This is a genomic window from Anaerococcus sp. HMSC065G05 (assembly GCF_001812365.1).
In the GTDB taxonomy this organism is placed as follows: Bacteria; Bacillota; Clostridia; order Tissierellales; family Peptoniphilaceae; genus Anaerococcus; species Anaerococcus vaginalis.
On sequence record NZ_KV808699.1, the window covers coordinates 23,161 to 39,057 of the forward strand.

Genomic DNA, 15,897 nt, shown 5'->3' on the forward strand with positions numbered 1-15,897 from the left:
TTTTTTCATTGTCCACCTTAAACACCTACCTTATTATTTGCTAAGTAAATCTGATATTAGTTTGATGTCAGAAATAACTTCCTTATAATCAATTCTTGTAAGTCCTATAATTCCAATTTGGCCTACAATGTCTTTGTCATAATTAAAATGTGAAGTTATGATTGTATTATCTTTCAATTCATTTATCTCATTTTCATCACCAATAGTAATTTGTAATTCGTTGTTAGAATTTTCAATCAATTCCCAAATTCTTTCCTTACTATCAAATATCTTAATAAACTCTTTAGCCTTAATTGGATCTTCAAATTCTTTGAAATTAAAAATATTGCCCAGTCCCTTTATAATAACTTCTTTTGTCAAATCACTTAAAGAATCATTGTTGATTTTTTTCTCCAAAATATCTAACAAATTCTCATATTGCTTAAAGCCAGAATTTTTGATTTTTTCAAAAATTTTTGCAAGATCTTTTAAATTTTCGCCTTCAATGTTTTGCTTTAAAATTCTAGAAATTTCTATTAATTTTTCATCATCAATTTCTTCACTTATATAAATTCTATCGCTTATTAAACTTCCGTTATCATAAACAGCTATAAACAAAAACATGCTAGGATTAATTTTTAAAAGTTCCAAATTTATGACTTTAGTAATATTGTTTCTTATTGTGTAAGAAACGGCTGTAAGATTTGTCATTTTTGAAAGAAGTAGTGTTGCAGTCTCCACAATTTTTGAAACATTGCCATATCTTTTATCAAGAATTTTTTCTAAATTTTCATCTTCTTTTTCATTTAATGAATTTTCTAATAAATTATTTACATAAAGTCTGTAACCTTTATCAGATGGGTATCTTCCTCCCGATGTATGAGCTTTTTCTAAAAGCCCCATTTTTTCAAGAGTGCTCATCTCATTTCTAATTGTTGCAGACGAAATATCTAGAGAATATTCATTAAGTAATGAATTTGAACCAATAGGCTCTCCAAGATTAACGTATGAGTTTATAATGGAAAAGAGTATCATCTTCTTTCTCTCGTTCATTATTTTCACCTCATTTAGCACTCCAATTATCTGACTGCTAATTATAATATACTAGGTAAATTTCTTTTTGCAAGTTATATTATTTCAATATAAAATTCATTTGATAAATCAAAACCCTTGTGAGTAAATCTTAAATTTTTATCAATTTCAAAAAATCCTTCTTTATAAAATTTTTCAACTATTTCACTATACTTTTCTAAAAGAGAATGCCCAAAAATATTTTCAAATTCTTTTAAGTTGATCCCTTCCACTTCTCTTAATTTAAAAATTATATATTCTTTTTCTCTTTCATCTTCTGAAATAAATTCTCTAAATTCTATTGGAAATTTTCCTTGATTGATTAAGTTTTCATATTTTACAAAATTTTTTACGTTATTATATCTTACATTTGACAAAAATCCAGATGCACCAAGTCCAAAGGCAAGATATCCTCCCTCTGACCAATATTTTTTATTGTGGTAGGATTCAAAGCCTTTTTTTGAAAAATTAGAAATTTCATACCTATTTAATCCCAAATCTTTTAAATATTTTTCAATATAAGAAAAAATATCTCGTTCTAAATCATCATCCATAAGTTTAAGTTTATCTTTTTTATAAAGACTATAAAAATGTGAACCTTTTTCAAGAATTAAAGAATAATAAGATAAATGTTCTGGATTTATTTTTTTTATTATCTCCAAATCATTTTTTATAGAATCAAAATTTCCACCAGGCAGATTTAAAATCATATCCAAAGAAATATTATCAAAACCTGCTTTTCTAATATTTTCTATATCTTTTAAGACAATTTCCTTATTATGGTCTCTGCCAATATCTTTTAAAACTTTATCATCAAAAGATTGGACACCAAGAGAAATTCTATTTATGCCTAATTTTTTGTAAGCTTTTAATTTTTCCAAAGTCAAAGAATTTGGATTTGCCTCAATTGTAAATTCTTTTACATTACTTAAATCAAAATTTTTCAAAATTTCTACAAGCTCAATTATATAATGATAATCAACGTAAGTTGGCGTACCTCCACCAATATAAATAGAATCGACTTCTACGTTCATATTTTTTTGGTATAATTTTATTTCTTTTTTTAAATTTTCAAAATACGAATCAATCCAAGATTCTAAATTTTGAAAGGCTGTAAAATCGCAATAAAAACATTTTTTCTTACAAAAAGGAATATGAATATAAATTCCAATTTTTTCCATATTTTCTCCTTAAATTTTTGCAAATAAAAAGTTAGGACTTATCCTAACTTTTATTCATCATCATATTTCAAAACAGCAAGGAAGGCATCTTGTGGAATTTGTACACTTCCTAATTGTCTCATTCTCTTCTTTCCTTCTTTTTGTTTTTCTAAAAGTTTTTTCTTTCTTGATATATCCCCACCGTAGCATTTTGCAATTACATCTTTTCTCAAAGCTTTTACGGTTTCTCTTGCTATAACTTTTGAATCGATTGTAGCTTGAATTGGAATTGCAAATTGTTGTCTTGGAATTTGATCTTTCAATTTTTCGACAATTGATCTTCCCCTAGCATAGGCAAAATCTTTGTGAACAATTGTAGATAAAGCATCGACTTTATCTTCATTGATTTTTATATCAAGTTTTATTAGATTACTTATCTCGTAATCCACAACTTCATAATCAAGCGAAGCATATCCTTTTGATCTTGATTTTAAAGAATCAAAAAAGTTATAAATAACTTCGTTCAAAGGAATTTTATATTTTATTGAAACCCTATTTTCGTCAATATATGACATATCTATAAGATCTCCTCTTCTTGCTTGTGCAAGTTCCATTACAGGTCCTATATATTCTTTTGGAGTCATAATTTCAGAAATTGTAATTGGCTCTTTTACATATTCAATTTCTGATGGTGGAGGAAAATCATTAGGATTTTCTAATTTTTTTTCTTCGTGTCCTTTTGTTTTTACCTTATAAATTACTGATGGTGCTGTTGCAATTATATCTAAATCATATTCTCTTTCAAGTCTTGCTGTAATAATATCCATGTGCAAAAGACCTAGAAATCCACACCTTAATCCAACACCAAGAGCTTGTGAATTTTCTTGTTCAAAAACTAAAGACGCATCATTTACTTGAAGCTTTTCCAAAGAATCTTTTAATTTGTTAAATGATTCTCCTTCAGCTGGATAAATTCCAGAATAAACCATTGGCAAAACTTCTTTGTAGCCAGAAAGTGCTTTTTGTGTTGGATTATTTTTTAAGGTAATTGTATCTCCAACTCTAGCATTTCTAATATCTTTTATGCTTGCTTCAATAAATCCTACATCTCCGCTTTTTAATTCTTTGGTTTCAATTCTATTTTTCATAGTATATCCTACGCCAGTTACTTCGTAGGATTTTCCACTTGCCATCATCAAAATTTCATCGCCTGCTTTTACACTTCCTTCAAAAATTCTAACATAGCAAATTACTCCCCTGTATGAATCATAATATGAATCAAAAATCAAAGCCTTTAATGGTTTGTCATCATGATCTTCTGGGGCTGGAACATTTTCTATAATGTCTTCGAGTACATCTTCAATATTTAAACCAGTTTTTGCAGAAATTAAGGGAATATTTTCTGTATCAAGACCAATTTGGTTTTCTATTTCTTCTTTTGTTTCTTCGACTCTTGCACTTTCAAGGTCAATTTTATTTAAAACTGGCAAAATTTCTAAATCTTGTTCAAGTGCAAGATAAGTGTTTGCCAAAGTTTGAGCTTCAACTCCTTGGGAAGCATCAACAACCAAAATTGCTCCTTCGCAAGCTTTTAGTGATCTTGAAACTTCATAAGTAAAGTCAACATGTCCTGGAGTATCAATCAAATTTAAATCGTAAATTTTTCCATCGTTAGCCTTATATTTTAACTTTACTGATTTTAATTTTATGGTTATTCCTCTTTCTTGCTCAAGCTCCATGCTATCTAGCATTTGATCATTTATATCTCTTTTTGCAACAGACTCTGTTTTTTCTATAAGCCTATCTGCAAGAGTCGATTTTCCATGGTCAATATGAGCAATTATAGAGAAATTTCTAATATTCTCTTTTTTCTTCATTATCTGTTTTCCTTATCTACAAATCCTATATCATAAATCGGGAAAAATCTTAAAAATGCATGTCCTACAATTTTTTCTTCGGAAATCGGACCAAAATTTCTTGAATCATTGCTTGCATTTGGAAGTCTATTATCTCCCATAACAAAATATTCTCCTTCGCCAACTTGCCAAGATGAATTTTCATTTGTTGTTAGGGTTTCTTCGTTATTTATATAATTTTCTTCGTAGATTTCTCCGTTTACATACACATTTCCATCTTTTACTTCTATATTATCTCCTGGCATACCAACTATTCTTTTTATATACAAAGTATTTTCTTGGTCTGGAGCATTAATTATTACAATATCTGCCCTATTGTAACCCTTAAAATGTTTTGAAACTTTGTCAACAAATAGCATATCGCCACTATGTAATGTATTTAGCATAGAATTTCCTTCAACTTTTGTTGCATCCATTATAAAAATTTTTATAACAAAAGCAATTGCCAATGCCAAAAGTATTGTTTTTATCCAATCAAGAAATTCTAAATCATTAGATTTTTCTGTCATATAACACCTCTCTCATTTTATAATTATAAACGAATATCTCAAAAGTTCCAAATATTTTAATATTTAAAATTTATAAAGATTTGTAATAAATATAGTTTTATGGTAAAATAAATCAGTCGATATAAATTGGGGGTGAAAAAATGGCAAACATTAAATCAGCAATAAAAAGAATTGATGTAACAAGAAAACAAACTGCTAGAAATAAATCAGCAAAATCTGAAATAAAAACTTATGTTAAAAAATTTGAAGAAGCTATTGCAAATAATGATAGCGAAAAAGCTAATGAACTTTTCAAAACTGTTGATAAAAAAGTAAAACAAGCAGCAGCTAAAAACATAATTCACAAAAATCAAGCTAGTAGAACAACTTCAAGATTAGCTAAAAAATTAAATTCATTAAACGCTTAATTTTTAGTCGGTTCATTCAAACTTGCGACTTAGAAAAGTCGCCAAGATTAGAATGAGTCGATTTTTTTATTTTGAAAATTTTTCTATAAAAATTAACATATTTAAATTCATATCAAAATCTTCGCTTTTTTGTTTTAAGTCGCAAGTATATAAAAAATCTTGCAAATCAAATAATTCATCCAAAGTAAAATTCCCAATAAAACTTTTATCTTTTCTAAGTTCAAAACTTGATATGCCCAAAGATTTTTGCATAAAGGAATCATTGTAAGAATCTTTTGATAAAATTTTTATTCCAATTAAATTTCTAATATGCCTTACTAGCATATAGAAAATTTTAAATATTTCATCCATATCCTTTGCCATAAATAAATATGTGTTCATGGCAGTTTTTGTATCCCTTTTTGACAGAGCATCTGTGAGATTAAAAATATTTAAATCTAAAACTTGGTCTAATTGGTCGTGAACATCTTCCAATAAAACTTCGCTTTTATCGGAATTTGCAATAATTTTATCAACTGTATTTACAACCTCATAAAGGTCGATTTGCGAATTTTTATTTAAATATGAAAACCTATCAATTATTTCACTTATATAGGATTTTTTGATTTTTTTATTATTTTTTACAAATCTTTTTCCAATAAAAGAAACAAGTTCATTATTATTTAGCCTATCAATTTCTACAATATTTCCATTTTTCTTGATTGCCTTGTAAAATTTTCCTTTAAATACACTTTCATCAGATATTATTATAAATGTCAAAAAATCTGCTAAATTTTCTATATCTTCAATAATCAAATTACAAATTTCCTCATAATCTTTTATATTATTTTTAGATAAGTCGATATTTCTCCAAATCACAACTTTTTTATCTTCCATTATTGGATATGTATCCATGGCAGTTTTTATGTCCTCAAGGCTTTTTTTGCCCTTAATTTCTATATAATTAAAGTCAGGAAAAGAAATTAAATCCTTAGCTTGATCTATAATTGTTTCTTTTAGATATTCTTCTTTTGAATCAATTAGATAAATTCCCCTGCTTTTTTTTGAAAAAAGTTCAGCCATAAATTCCTTATAATTCATCTAAAAAATCCTCCTTTCACATATTTTTTTACCTTAAATGAATTCTTGTAAAATTCTATCTTACAATATCCATCTTTTTGAGTATTGTATATTTTAACATTTTTTAAATTATCTAAGACTTCTTTTGATGGGTGTCCATAAGTATTTTTTCTTCCAGCTGAAATTAAAGCAACTTGTGGACTTGTTTTATTTACAAAATCCTTTGAAGTTGAAAATCTTGAGCCATGATGGGAAACTTTTAAAATATCAATATCTCTTGCAACTTTTTGTTCATACTCCATTGGCAAATCACCCATAGTCAAAATTTTAAAATTATTTATTCTAATTAAAAGAGGCATAGAATTAGAATTTTCATCTCCAGAAAAATTTTCTAAACATTCAACGCTAAAATTTTTTCCTTTGTAAATATTTCCCTCTTTCATTTCCAAAAATTTATATTTTTTCCCTAGATTTTTATTATAAATATTGGAAATTACAGGACCAACTTCAAATTCATTTTGCAATTTTTCCAAAGCGCCCGAATGATCCTTATCCTCATGAGAAATAAAAACCGCCTTGATTTTTTTTACTCCTTTTGCCTTTAAAAAAGCTATAGCTATTTTTTCAGTTGATGAATAATTTTTGTAAGAAACTTCCCCACAATCAAACAAATAAAAATCTCCCTTATCTTCCAAAATAAAAAAATCTCCCTGCCCTATATCAAGCATTTGATAGGAAATCGGCTTATTTTTATCTTTTACAATAGAAAAAATCACTATAATCATAGAAATCGCCAAAAAATTTTTTGCCCTTAGTTTTTTATTTTTAAATTTCACAAGTATATACAAAAGTATTAAATAATAAAAACTAATTAAGATTGACTCTTTTGGAAAATCCAAGCCAAAAATTGTAAAAGTACTCAAAAAATTTGCTATATCCATGATAGATTTTATCAAAAAATCCAAAATAAAGAAAAAACCAGCTAACAATCCACCAAATATCGGATACAAAATAATTATTCCAAAAATTATGTACATACTTATAGAAAAAATTGGAACAACCAAAAAATTCGCAAAAAAATTAAGCAAATTAAAATATCCATAATAGTAAATCACATGAAAAGCCAAAGTTATTTGCAAGCAAAGAATAAAAATTATGTATTTTTTTAAATAAGAGAAATTTTTCCCCCTTACAAGTTTTGGATAAATCTCATAAATTGCAAATCCTGCCAAAAACGAAAGAATGAATCCAGAATTTAAAATTGCAAAAGGATTTGCAAATAAAATTAATAACATAGCTACAATGAGATTTTTTCCTGTATCCTTGCCTTTTTTTAGTAAAAATGCCAAATAAGATAAGCTGTATATAAATAAAACTCTCAAAACCGAAAATGGAAATGAAATTAAATAGGCATAAAATAAAGAAATTCCCAAAGAAATCGGATAAGCGTACTTGTAAGAAATATTTGCTTTTATCAATAAAAATATTAACAAAGCCATCAATAAATCAATGTGAAGACCAGAAACCGCCAAAATATGAGCTAAGCCTAATTTTGAAAGACCTTGTCTATATTCAAATCTATCCGAAAGAATAACAGCTTTTACAAAAGAAAAAGAATCCTTAGACAAATTTTTTTCAAAAATCTTTTTAATATACAAATCAAATTTTTTCTTAATTTTTAAAAAAACAGAAGAAGATTCTCCCAATTTTTCAAAAGATTTTATATCAAGCTTGCTTTTTATTTTTTTAGATAATAAATACTTCCTATAAGAAAATAAATATGGATTGGTGTTTGTAGAAGGCATGGAAATATTACAATTTGCCCTTAGCCTATCTCCTATTTCAAAATTTTTATCAGATATAAAAGTAGATTTTCCATCTATTTTTTTATCAGTATTTTTTGCTTTTACATAATAAGTATAAGAATCATCATTTTCGATTTTTTCAACAACAGTTAAATTTAAATCTAAATTATCATATTTTTCAAGCTTATAAGAATGAAAATTAAAAGATGCCAAAAAAATTCCCAGAGAAAATCCAAAAAATAAAAAAGAAAGAGAAGATTTTTTTACAAAAAGAAAAATTCCACATACAAATAAGCCTATAATCACAAACAAAAAATCATAAGCCTCAAAATAAGTGAAAATTCCTATACCAGATATTAAAGAAATAAGTAAAAAAAACAAATTTTTTCTCATAAGATTCTCCCAATATGATTATAACATATGATATAATAATTTAGAGGTAATTTTATGAAGGATTTGTTATATATTAGTCATCCACAAATAAATCAAATAAGCGCCAAAATTGTAAAAAGAAAATACGAAGATGATACAACAAAAATAATTTTGGACAGAAGTATTTTTATGCCTAATTCTTCCTATTTATTAGATGAAAATCCAAAAATTTCGGAAAATGTGCTTTTGGATGTTGAGTTTATAAATGGAAATTTAGTTCATACAATCAAAAATAAACCCCAAAAATCATCTGTAATTCTTTCTTTGGACAAAAATACCAGAGAAAAAAATTTATCATATAATACAGCTTTTTATATTTTTAAATCTCTGTTTGCTAAATTTTATAATAATAAGGAAGTTTCTTTAAAAATCAAAAATTCTTATGGGCAAATAAAAATTTCCAATTTCTATGATGATTTTATTGCCGATGATTTTTTGAAAATTTTTAATAAAATAATTGATTTGGGATTAAAAATAAATAAGGATAAAGATTTTGTTTGGATAAATGGTTTTGAACGAGAAAATAATTTTGGAGTTTATTTAAATAATACAAAAGATTTAGAAGGAATTTTTATTCTTTCTATAGAAAAAATCGAAAAAAATTTCTTTATTGATTTTATAACAGGATCTGACTACAAAAATTTCACAAATAATAATATAGAAATAATTAATAATATTAAAAAAATATCTTTTGATGACTTAAATTCTTCTGAAAAAATCAGAAAAATAATTTCACTTATTCAAAAATCTAGGTATAAATAAAAGCTCTTGCATTAATTTTTTTGCAAGAGCCTTTTTTATTATTTTACAAGCAAGTTTAATATTTTTCCTGGTACATATATTACCTTAAATATTTCCTTACCATCTATATTTTTTTGAATATTTTGATCATTTTCTGCACTTGTTACAGCTTCTTCTTGATTCGCATCTTTTGCAATTTTTATTGTAGCCCTAACTTTACCATTAACTTGAACAGGAAGTTCGATTGAATCATATTCAAGTTTACTTTCGTCATAAGTTGGCCAGCTTGTTTCATTTAATTCGCCTTCAAAACCAATTTCTTCCCACAATTCTTCAGTTAAGTGAGGAGCAACTGGATTTAATAAAATCAAATAAGTTTTGAAATCTTTTTTAGTAATTTTTCCAATGTTTCTCATTTCATTTAACAAGCTCATAAGTGAAGCTATTGCTGTATTATATTTTAATGATTCATAATCATCACTTACTTTTTTAATAGTTTGGTTAATTAAAATTTCAATTTCTTTTGTATATTCGTCGCCATCTTCAACCAAATCATAAAGGTTAAATACTCTTTCCAAATATTTTCTACAACCCTTAACCCCTTCGTCTGACCATGGAGCTGTTGATCTGAAATCTCCAATAAACATTTCATAGCATCTTAGGGTATCTGCCCCATAATCTCTTACAATATCATCAGGATTTACAACATTGCCTCTTGATTTTGACATTTTTTGATGGTCTTCTCCCAAAATCATTCCGTGAGAAGTTCTCTTTTGATATGGTTCTTTTGTTGGAACTTTTCCTATATCATATAAAAATTTGTGCCAAAATCTTGAATACAATAAGTGAAGAGTTGTATGTTCCATTCCACCATTGTACCAATCAACTGGTGTGTAATAATCTAAACTTTCTTTGCTTGCAAGATCTTCATTATTATTTGGATCTGTATATCTTAAATAATACCAAGAAGATCCAGCCCATTGTGGCATGGTGTCAGTTTCTCTTTTTGCTGGCTTTCCACAAATTGGACAAGTAGTATTTACAAATTCATCAATTTTTGAAAGTGGGCTTTCGCCATCATCTGTTACTTCATAAGATTCAACTTCTGGTAATTTTATTGGAAGATTTTCTTCTTTTTCAGCAACCCATCCGTGCTCTTCACAATAAATCATTGGGATTGGTTCTCCCCAATATCTTTGTCTAGAAAATACCCAATCTCTTAATTTATAATTTACCTTAGCAGAACCTAGATTTTTTTCTTCAACAAATTCTATCATTTTCTTTTTAGCTTCTTCTACAGATAAACCATTTAGAAAATCGGAATTTATTAAAATCCCCTTGTCAATTGAAGTTGTTGGCAAATCTTCATCACCTGTATCGATTACTGGAACAATTGGCATATCAAATTTTTTTGCAAATTCAAAATCTCTATCATCATGAGCAGGTACTGCCATTATAGCTCCTGTTCCATAAGAAATTAATACATAATCAGAAATCCAAATTGGAATTTCTTTTCCGTTTACAGGATTTATTGCAGAAATTCCATCAAGCATTACGCCAGTTTTTTCTTTTGTAAGCTCACTTCTTTCAAAATCTGATTTTTTCTTAGCAAAATCTTGATATTTTTTTACATCATCCAAATTTTTAATTTCATCTTTAAATTCTTCAAGCATTGGATGTTCTGGTGCAATTACCATATAAGTTGCCCCAAAAATTGTATCAGGTCTTGTTGTGTAGACATTTAATTTGTAATCTTTGTCTTTTAAAGAAAAATTAATTTCTGCACCATGACTTCTTCCAATCCAATTTTTTTGTTGAGTTTTTATTTTTTCCTCATAATCAACTTCGTCCAAATCATCAATAAGTCTATCGGCATATTCTGTGATTTTTAGCATCCATTGATTTTTAACTTTGTGAGTTACTTCTGACCCACATCTTTCACATTTTCCATCTACAACTTCTTCATTAGCAAGACCAACCTTACAAGAAGGACACCAATTTACTGGCATTTCTTTTTTGTAAGCTAGACCATGTTTATATAATTGAATGAAAATCCATTGAGTCCATTTGTAATAATTTGGATCTGTTGTATTTACTTCTTTTGACCAATCAAATGAAAATCCAATAGATTTCATTTGTGCTTTAAAATTTTCGATATTATTTTTTGTTACAATTGAAGGATGAATGTGATTTTTTATTGCATAATTTTCTGTAGGAAGTCCAAAAGCATCCCAGCCCATTGGATAAATTACATTTTCTCCTTGAAGTCTTCTTTTTCTTGCAACAATATCTAAAGCTGTGTATGGTCTTGGGTGGCCAACATGAAGACCTTGACCTGACGGATAAGGAAATTCTACCAAGGGATAGAATTTTTTCTTATTTTTATCAATTACTGATTTAAAAGTTTCATTTTCATCCCATTTTTCTTGCCATTTTTTTTCGATGGCATTTGGATTATATTCTCTCATTTTTTCTCCTTAGTTTTTTGATGCAAAAGATTTTACTGTTCTTGGGTAAGGGATTACGTCACGGATATTTTTCATTCCTGTAAGATACATTACTGCTCTTTCAAATCCAAGGCCATAACCTGAGTGAACTACTGTTCCATATTTTCTTAAATCTAAATAATTTTGATAATCTTCAAGTTTTAATCCATTATCTTCCATAGATTTTACAAGCTCATCATATCTTTCTTCCCTTTGACTTCCACCAATTAATTCTCCTACAGCAGGAACTAACATATCAAAAGCTGCAACAGTTTTTCCATCTTCATTTCTTCTCATATAAAATGCCTTTATATCTTTTGGATAATCTGTAACAAAAACTGGACCATCAACTATTTTTTCTGATAAATATCTTTCATGCTCAGTTTGAAGATCCATTCCCCATTTTACAGGATATTCAAAATCAACATCAGCTTCTTGTAATTTTTCTATAGCTTCAGTATAAGTAATTCTTGCAAATTTTGCCTCTTTAACTTTTGTAAGTCTTTCAATCAAAGTATCATCAACCCTTTCATTGAAAAATTCAATTTCATCCTTACAATTTTCTAAAACAAAACTTATCATATATTTCATCATATCTTCAGCCACATCCATGCACACATTATAATCTGCAAAAGCAATTTCTGGTTCAATCATCCAAAATTCCGCAGCGTGTCTTGGTGTGTTTGATTCTTCAGCCCTAAAAGTTGGACCAAAAGTATAAATATTAGATAAAGCAAGAGCATAATCTTCTGCCTCAAGTTGTCCTGAAACTGTTAAATAAGATTTTTTTCCAAAGAAATCTTTAGAATAATCAACTTTCCCATCCTTATTTAAATCTAATTTATCTAAATTTTGAGTGGTAACTTGGAACATTTCTCCAGCACCTTCTGTATCAGATGCAGTAATTAATGGAGCATTTAAATAAATAAATCCTCTTTCTTGGAAAAATTTATGAAGAGCATAAGCAAGTTTTGATCTTAATCTAAAAACTGCCCTATAAGTATTAGTTCTAGCTCTTAAATGAGGAATAGTTCTCATATATTCAAGAGATTGTTTTTGTTTTTGAATAGGAAATTTCTCATCACTGTGACCTAAAACTTCTACAGATTTTGCTTGAAGTTCGTAGGCTTGTTTGGCATTATTTGTTTTTACAAGAATTCCTTTGATTCTTAATGATGCTGAAAGATGTTCTTTTTGTAAATCTTCAAAATTTTCTAATTCTTTTCCAACAACAATTTGAAGATTTTTAAAAATTGTTCCATCATTTAATTCAATAAAGCCGACATTTTTTGTAAATCGCGCCTGTCTAATCCATCCTTCAACTGTAATTTCTTGATCGATGTATTTTTCAACATCTTTTTTAATCTCTCTTAATTTCATCCTTATTTCCTCTCTTAATTTTTTCTAAATTTTCATTAAGTATTTTTTCGTAACCTATATTTTTTGGATTATAAAATTTTTCATCTACAAAGCCATCTGGAAGATAGTCTTGTTTTACATATCCATCATAATCATGAGGATATAAATAAGTATCTTTAACTAAATTTTTACTTCCTTTATAATGGGTATCTTTTAATTTATTTGGCACTTCCAAATCTTTTTCATTTTTTACAAAATCCATAGCCTTATTTATAGCAAGGTATGTAGAATTATTTTTCTTTGCTAAAGATAAATATATACAAGCCTCTGCCAAAATAATTCTTGCCTCTGGCATTCCTACAGTATTAATTGCTGTAAAAGTATTTGTAGCAAGGCTTAAAGCGTAGGGATCAGCAAGCGAAATATCTTCTGATGCAAATATAATCATTCTTCTTGCTATAAATTTTATATCTTCCCCGCTATTTAACATTTTTGCCAAATAATAAACCGCTGCATCAGGATCTGAGCCACGCATAGATTTTATAAAAGCAGAAATAGTATCATAATGTCTATCTCCATCCCTATCATAAATAGAAATTTTCTTTTGGATAGAATTTATAATACTTTTTCGATCAACTACTATTATACCTTCTTTATCTTCTTGTGAAAATATTGCAATTTCTAAAGCATTCAACAAGGCTCTACAATCCCCGTTAGAATATTTAACCAAAGTATTTCTGGCATCATCGTCAATTTTTATATTTTTATTTTGTAAAAGCCTATCTCGACTTAAAGCCATATCTATTAATTTTTTTAAATCATCATCTGTATGTGCTTTTAATTCAAATACATACATTCTAGAAATTAAAGCTTTATTTACTTCAAAATATGGATTTTCTGTTGTAGCTCCTATCAAAATAATTGTAGAATCTTCAACAAAAGGCAGTAAATAATCTTGTTGACTTTTATTAAATCTATGAATTTCGTCAATAAATAAAATAGTTTTTTTATTTTCAAATTTCAAATTATCTTTTGCAATTTGAATTTTTTTCTTTAAGTCATTGATTCCACTAGCCACCGCAGAAACTTTTTCAAAAGCCATATTAGTTGAATTTGAAATAATTTTTGCAAGGGTAGTTTTGCCAACTCCTGGTGGTCCATAAAAAATAGAAGAATATATTCTATCAGATTTTATCATTCTTCTTAAAATTTTTCCTTCTCCTAAAAGATGATCTTGTCCTAAAAAATCTTCAATTTTTTCAGGTCTCATCCTATCAGCTAATGGAGCAGACTTTTCTAGTTCTCTTAATTTATTTAATTCAAATAAGTCCATTTTATCCAATCTTTCAAAAAAAGGACTGTTGCAAAATGAATTTGTTTTTTGTCATTTTCATCTTGCAATAGCCCCTTAAATTTTCTAATTTTTTTCTTTTAAATTTTTAATCTCTCTATAGAAACTCTCAACATCTTTAAATTCCCTATATACTGATGCAAATCTCACATAAGCTACAGGATCTAATTGTTTTAGATGCTCCATGACAAATTTTCCTATGGTAGTGGATGATACTTCCTTTTTACCAATATGATTTATAGAAACTTCTATATCATCTGCTATTTTTTCAATGTCTTCCATGCTTACAGGTCTTTTTTCGCAAGATTTTACAATTCCACTTATAAGTTTTGACCTATCAAAAGATTCTCTAGTATTATCTTTTTTTACAACCATTAAAGTTTGGTCTTCGTATCTTTCATAAGTTGAAAATCTTTTATTACAAGCTTGGCATAGTCTTCTTCTTCTAATAGCATGATTATCTTCTGTTGCTCTAGAGTCTATAACTTTTGTATCATTTGAGTCACAATATGGACACTTCATTTTATTTTAAGAAATCTGGAAGATCTATATCGTCAAATGGATTTGAAGAACTTTGTTTTTTTGGTGTTTGTCTTTGGCTAACACCTTGTGAAGATCTTCTATTTTCTAAAACTTCTCTTCTTGTTTGGTTGTCTTGATCAAATCCTGTGGCAATTACAGTAATTTTAATGTCATCGCCCAATGATTCATCGCTTCCTACACCAAAAATTATATTTGCATCTGAATCTATATGTTCTCTAATTAATTCTGCTGCTTCGTTTGCTTCCATTAAACCAACTTCTGCTGCAGTTACGTTTAATAATACTGCGTTAGCTCCTTCGATTGATGTTTCAAGTAATGGAGAATTTACAGCTGCTTTTGCCGCATCTACTGCTCTATTTTCTCCACTTGCTTTACCAATTCCCATGTGAGCTATTCCTTGATCTGACATAATTGATTTAACATCAGCAAAATCAAGGTTAATTACATTTGGTACAGCTATAAGTTCTGAAATACCACTTACAGCATCCATAAGTACTTGGTCAGCCATTTTAAATGCGTCTACCATTGATGTTCTTTTTTCTACAATTTGTAAAAGTCTATCATTTGGAATTGTAATTAATGTATCCACACATTCTTTTAAAGCTTCGATTCCACCTTCTGCAGATGTTTGTCTTTTTCTTCCTTCAAATGTGAAAGGACGAGTTACAACACCTACTGTAAGTATTCCTTGTTCTTTTGCTTTTCTTGCTACAACAGGGGCTGCTCCAGTACCAGTTCCACCGCCCATTCCAGCAGTGATAAATACCATGTCTGCTCCCTTTAGTGATTCATCAATTTCTGATTCACTTTCTTCAGCAGCTTTTTCACCAATTTCAGGATTAGCTCCAGCTCCAAGTCCTCTTGTAAGCTTTGCTCCTATTTGTAATTTGATGTCAGCATTCGCTTCATTTAAAGTTTGAAGGTCTGTATTTAATGCAATAAATTCTACTCCAGAAAGGCCACCCTCTCTCATTCTACTTATAGCATTATTTCCGCCACCACCAACTCCTATTACTTTTATTTTGGCTAAGGCGTTATTTTCTACTTCCATGTTAATATTTGCCATCTTCATCCCCCGT

The 15,897-nt window shown here is 28.1% G+C and carries 13 protein-coding genes; 2 read left to right on the plus strand and 11 right to left on the minus strand.

Annotated features, from left to right (window positions below):
• Positions 1-33 precede the first annotated feature (33 nt).
• From hrcA to lepB, 4 genes are all read right to left on the minus strand, one after another.
• Entirely contained in the window at positions 34-1,032 is a 999-nt protein-coding gene (gene hrcA / locus HMPREF2852_RS03850) for a heat-inducible transcriptional repressor HrcA (protein WP_070606008.1), read from the minus strand.
• A 74-nt stretch (positions 1,033-1,106) separates the two neighbouring features.
• Positions 1,107-2,231: a radical SAM family heme chaperone HemW gene (gene hemW / locus HMPREF2852_RS03855; RefSeq protein WP_070606009.1), complete on the minus strand. Its 1,125-nt coding sequence runs from the start codon at positions 2,229-2,231 to the stop codon at positions 1,107-1,109.
• Positions 2,232-2,281: 50 nt separating this feature from the next.
• The gene (gene lepA / locus HMPREF2852_RS03860) at positions 2,282-4,087 is read right to left on the minus strand and encodes a translation elongation factor 4 (protein ID WP_070606010.1); all 1,806 of its coding nucleotides are present in this window, start codon (positions 4,085-4,087) and stop codon (positions 2,282-2,284) included.
• Positions 4,087-4,635 carry a signal peptidase I gene (gene lepB, locus HMPREF2852_RS03865; RefSeq protein WP_070606011.1) on the minus strand — a complete coding sequence of 183 codons (549 nt, stop codon included), beginning with the start codon at positions 4,633-4,635 and terminating at the stop codon, positions 4,087-4,089. The genes lepA and lepB overlap by 1 nt, the downstream gene beginning before the upstream one ends.
• Positions 4,636-4,775: 140 nt before the next feature.
• On the opposite strand from lepB, the gene rpsT reads away from it, so the two are divergent.
• Positions 4,776-5,042, plus strand: coding sequence for a 30S ribosomal protein S20 (rpsT, locus tag HMPREF2852_RS03870; protein WP_004839050.1), 267 nt, complete (start codon positions 4,776-4,778; stop codon positions 5,040-5,042).
• A gap of 66 nt (positions 5,043-5,108) precedes the next feature.
• Here the strand turns inward: rpsT and holA are convergent, their stop codons facing one another.
• A complete protein-coding gene (gene holA / locus HMPREF2852_RS03875) occupies positions 5,109-6,122 on the minus strand; it encodes a DNA polymerase III subunit delta (protein ID WP_070606012.1) in 1,014 nt (337 codons plus the stop codon).
• Positions 6,119-8,299: a DNA internalization-related competence protein ComEC/Rec2 gene (locus HMPREF2852_RS03880; RefSeq protein WP_070606013.1), complete on the minus strand. Its 2,181-nt coding sequence runs from the start codon at positions 8,297-8,299 to the stop codon at positions 6,119-6,121. The genes holA and HMPREF2852_RS03880 overlap by 4 nt, the downstream gene beginning before the upstream one ends.
• 54 nt (positions 8,300-8,353) lie before the next feature.
• Between HMPREF2852_RS03880 and HMPREF2852_RS03885 the strand changes: the two genes are divergently transcribed.
• Positions 8,354-9,100 (plus strand): hypothetical protein, encoded by a 747-nt coding sequence (locus tag HMPREF2852_RS03885; protein ID WP_070606014.1) that lies wholly within the window; start codon positions 8,354-8,356, stop codon positions 9,098-9,100.
• A 38-nt stretch (positions 9,101-9,138) separates the two neighbouring features.
• Here the strand turns inward: HMPREF2852_RS03885 and leuS are convergent, their stop codons facing one another.
• From leuS to ftsZ, 5 genes are all read right to left on the minus strand, one after another.
• Positions 9,139-11,547 carry a leucine--tRNA ligase gene (leuS, locus tag HMPREF2852_RS03890; RefSeq protein WP_070606015.1) on the minus strand — a complete coding sequence of 803 codons (2,409 nt, stop codon included), beginning with the start codon at positions 11,545-11,547 and terminating at the stop codon, positions 9,139-9,141.
• 9 nt (positions 11,548-11,556) lie between these two features.
• Complete coding sequence (gene asnS, locus HMPREF2852_RS03895) at positions 11,557-12,945, minus strand: asparagine--tRNA ligase (RefSeq protein ID WP_070606016.1); 1,389 nt, start codon at positions 12,943-12,945, stop codon at positions 11,557-11,559.
• Entirely contained in the window at positions 12,926-14,257 is a 1,332-nt protein-coding gene (locus HMPREF2852_RS03900) for a replication-associated recombination protein A (RefSeq protein ID WP_070606017.1), read from the minus strand. Before HMPREF2852_RS03900 ends, asnS begins: the two co-directional genes overlap by 20 nt.
• Before the next feature lie 84 nt (positions 14,258-14,341).
• Positions 14,342-14,797 carry a transcriptional regulator NrdR gene (gene nrdR / locus HMPREF2852_RS03905; protein ID WP_070606018.1) on the minus strand — a complete coding sequence of 152 codons (456 nt, stop codon included), beginning with the start codon at positions 14,795-14,797 and terminating at the stop codon, positions 14,342-14,344.
• Position 14,798: 1 nt separating this feature from the next.
• Positions 14,799-15,884: a cell division protein FtsZ gene (ftsZ, locus tag HMPREF2852_RS03910; protein ID WP_070606019.1), complete on the minus strand. Its 1,086-nt coding sequence runs from the start codon at positions 15,882-15,884 to the stop codon at positions 14,799-14,801.
• Positions 15,885-15,897 lie beyond the last annotated feature (13 nt).

What these genes read in the sequence shown, in the direction of transcription:
- rpsT (WP_004839050.1), top strand. Translation starts at nt 4,776, where the DNA reads ATGGCAAACATTAAATCAGCAATAAAAAGAATTGATGTAACAAGAAAA.
- nrdR (WP_070606018.1), bottom strand. Translation starts at nt 14,797, where the DNA reads ATGAAGTGTCCATATTGTGACTCAAATGATACAAAAGTTATAGACTCT.
- holA (WP_070606012.1), bottom strand. Translation starts at nt 6,122, where the DNA reads ATGAATTATAAGGAATTTATGGCTGAACTTTTTTCAAAAAAAAGCAGG.
- lepB (WP_070606011.1), bottom strand. Translation starts at nt 4,635, where the DNA reads ATGACAGAAAAATCTAATGATTTAGAATTTCTTGATTGGATAAAAACA.
- ftsZ (WP_070606019.1), bottom strand. Translation starts at nt 15,884, where the DNA reads ATGGCAAATATTAACATGGAAGTAGAAAATAACGCCTTAGCCAAAATA.
- lepA (WP_070606010.1), bottom strand. Translation starts at nt 4,087, where the DNA reads ATGAAGAAAAAAGAGAATATTAGAAATTTCTCTATAATTGCTCATATT.
- hemW (WP_070606009.1), bottom strand. Translation starts at nt 2,231, where the DNA reads ATGGAAAAAATTGGAATTTATATTCATATTCCTTTTTGTAAGAAAAAA.
- HMPREF2852_RS03900 (WP_070606017.1), bottom strand. Translation starts at nt 14,257, where the DNA reads ATGGACTTATTTGAATTAAATAAATTAAGAGAACTAGAAAAGTCTGCT.
- HMPREF2852_RS03880 (WP_070606013.1), bottom strand. Translation starts at nt 8,299, where the DNA reads ATGAGAAAAAATTTGTTTTTTTTACTTATTTCTTTAATATCTGGTATA.
- asnS (WP_070606016.1), bottom strand. Translation starts at nt 12,945, where the DNA reads ATGAAATTAAGAGAGATTAAAAAAGATGTTGAAAAATACATCGATCAA.
- hrcA (WP_070606008.1), bottom strand. Translation starts at nt 1,032, where the DNA reads ATGAACGAGAGAAAGAAGATGATACTCTTTTCCATTATAAACTCATAC.
- HMPREF2852_RS03885 (WP_070606014.1), top strand. Translation starts at nt 8,354, where the DNA reads ATGAAGGATTTGTTATATATTAGTCATCCACAAATAAATCAAATAAGC.
- leuS (WP_070606015.1), bottom strand. Translation starts at nt 11,547, where the DNA reads ATGAGAGAATATAATCCAAATGCCATCGAAAAAAAATGGCAAGAAAAA.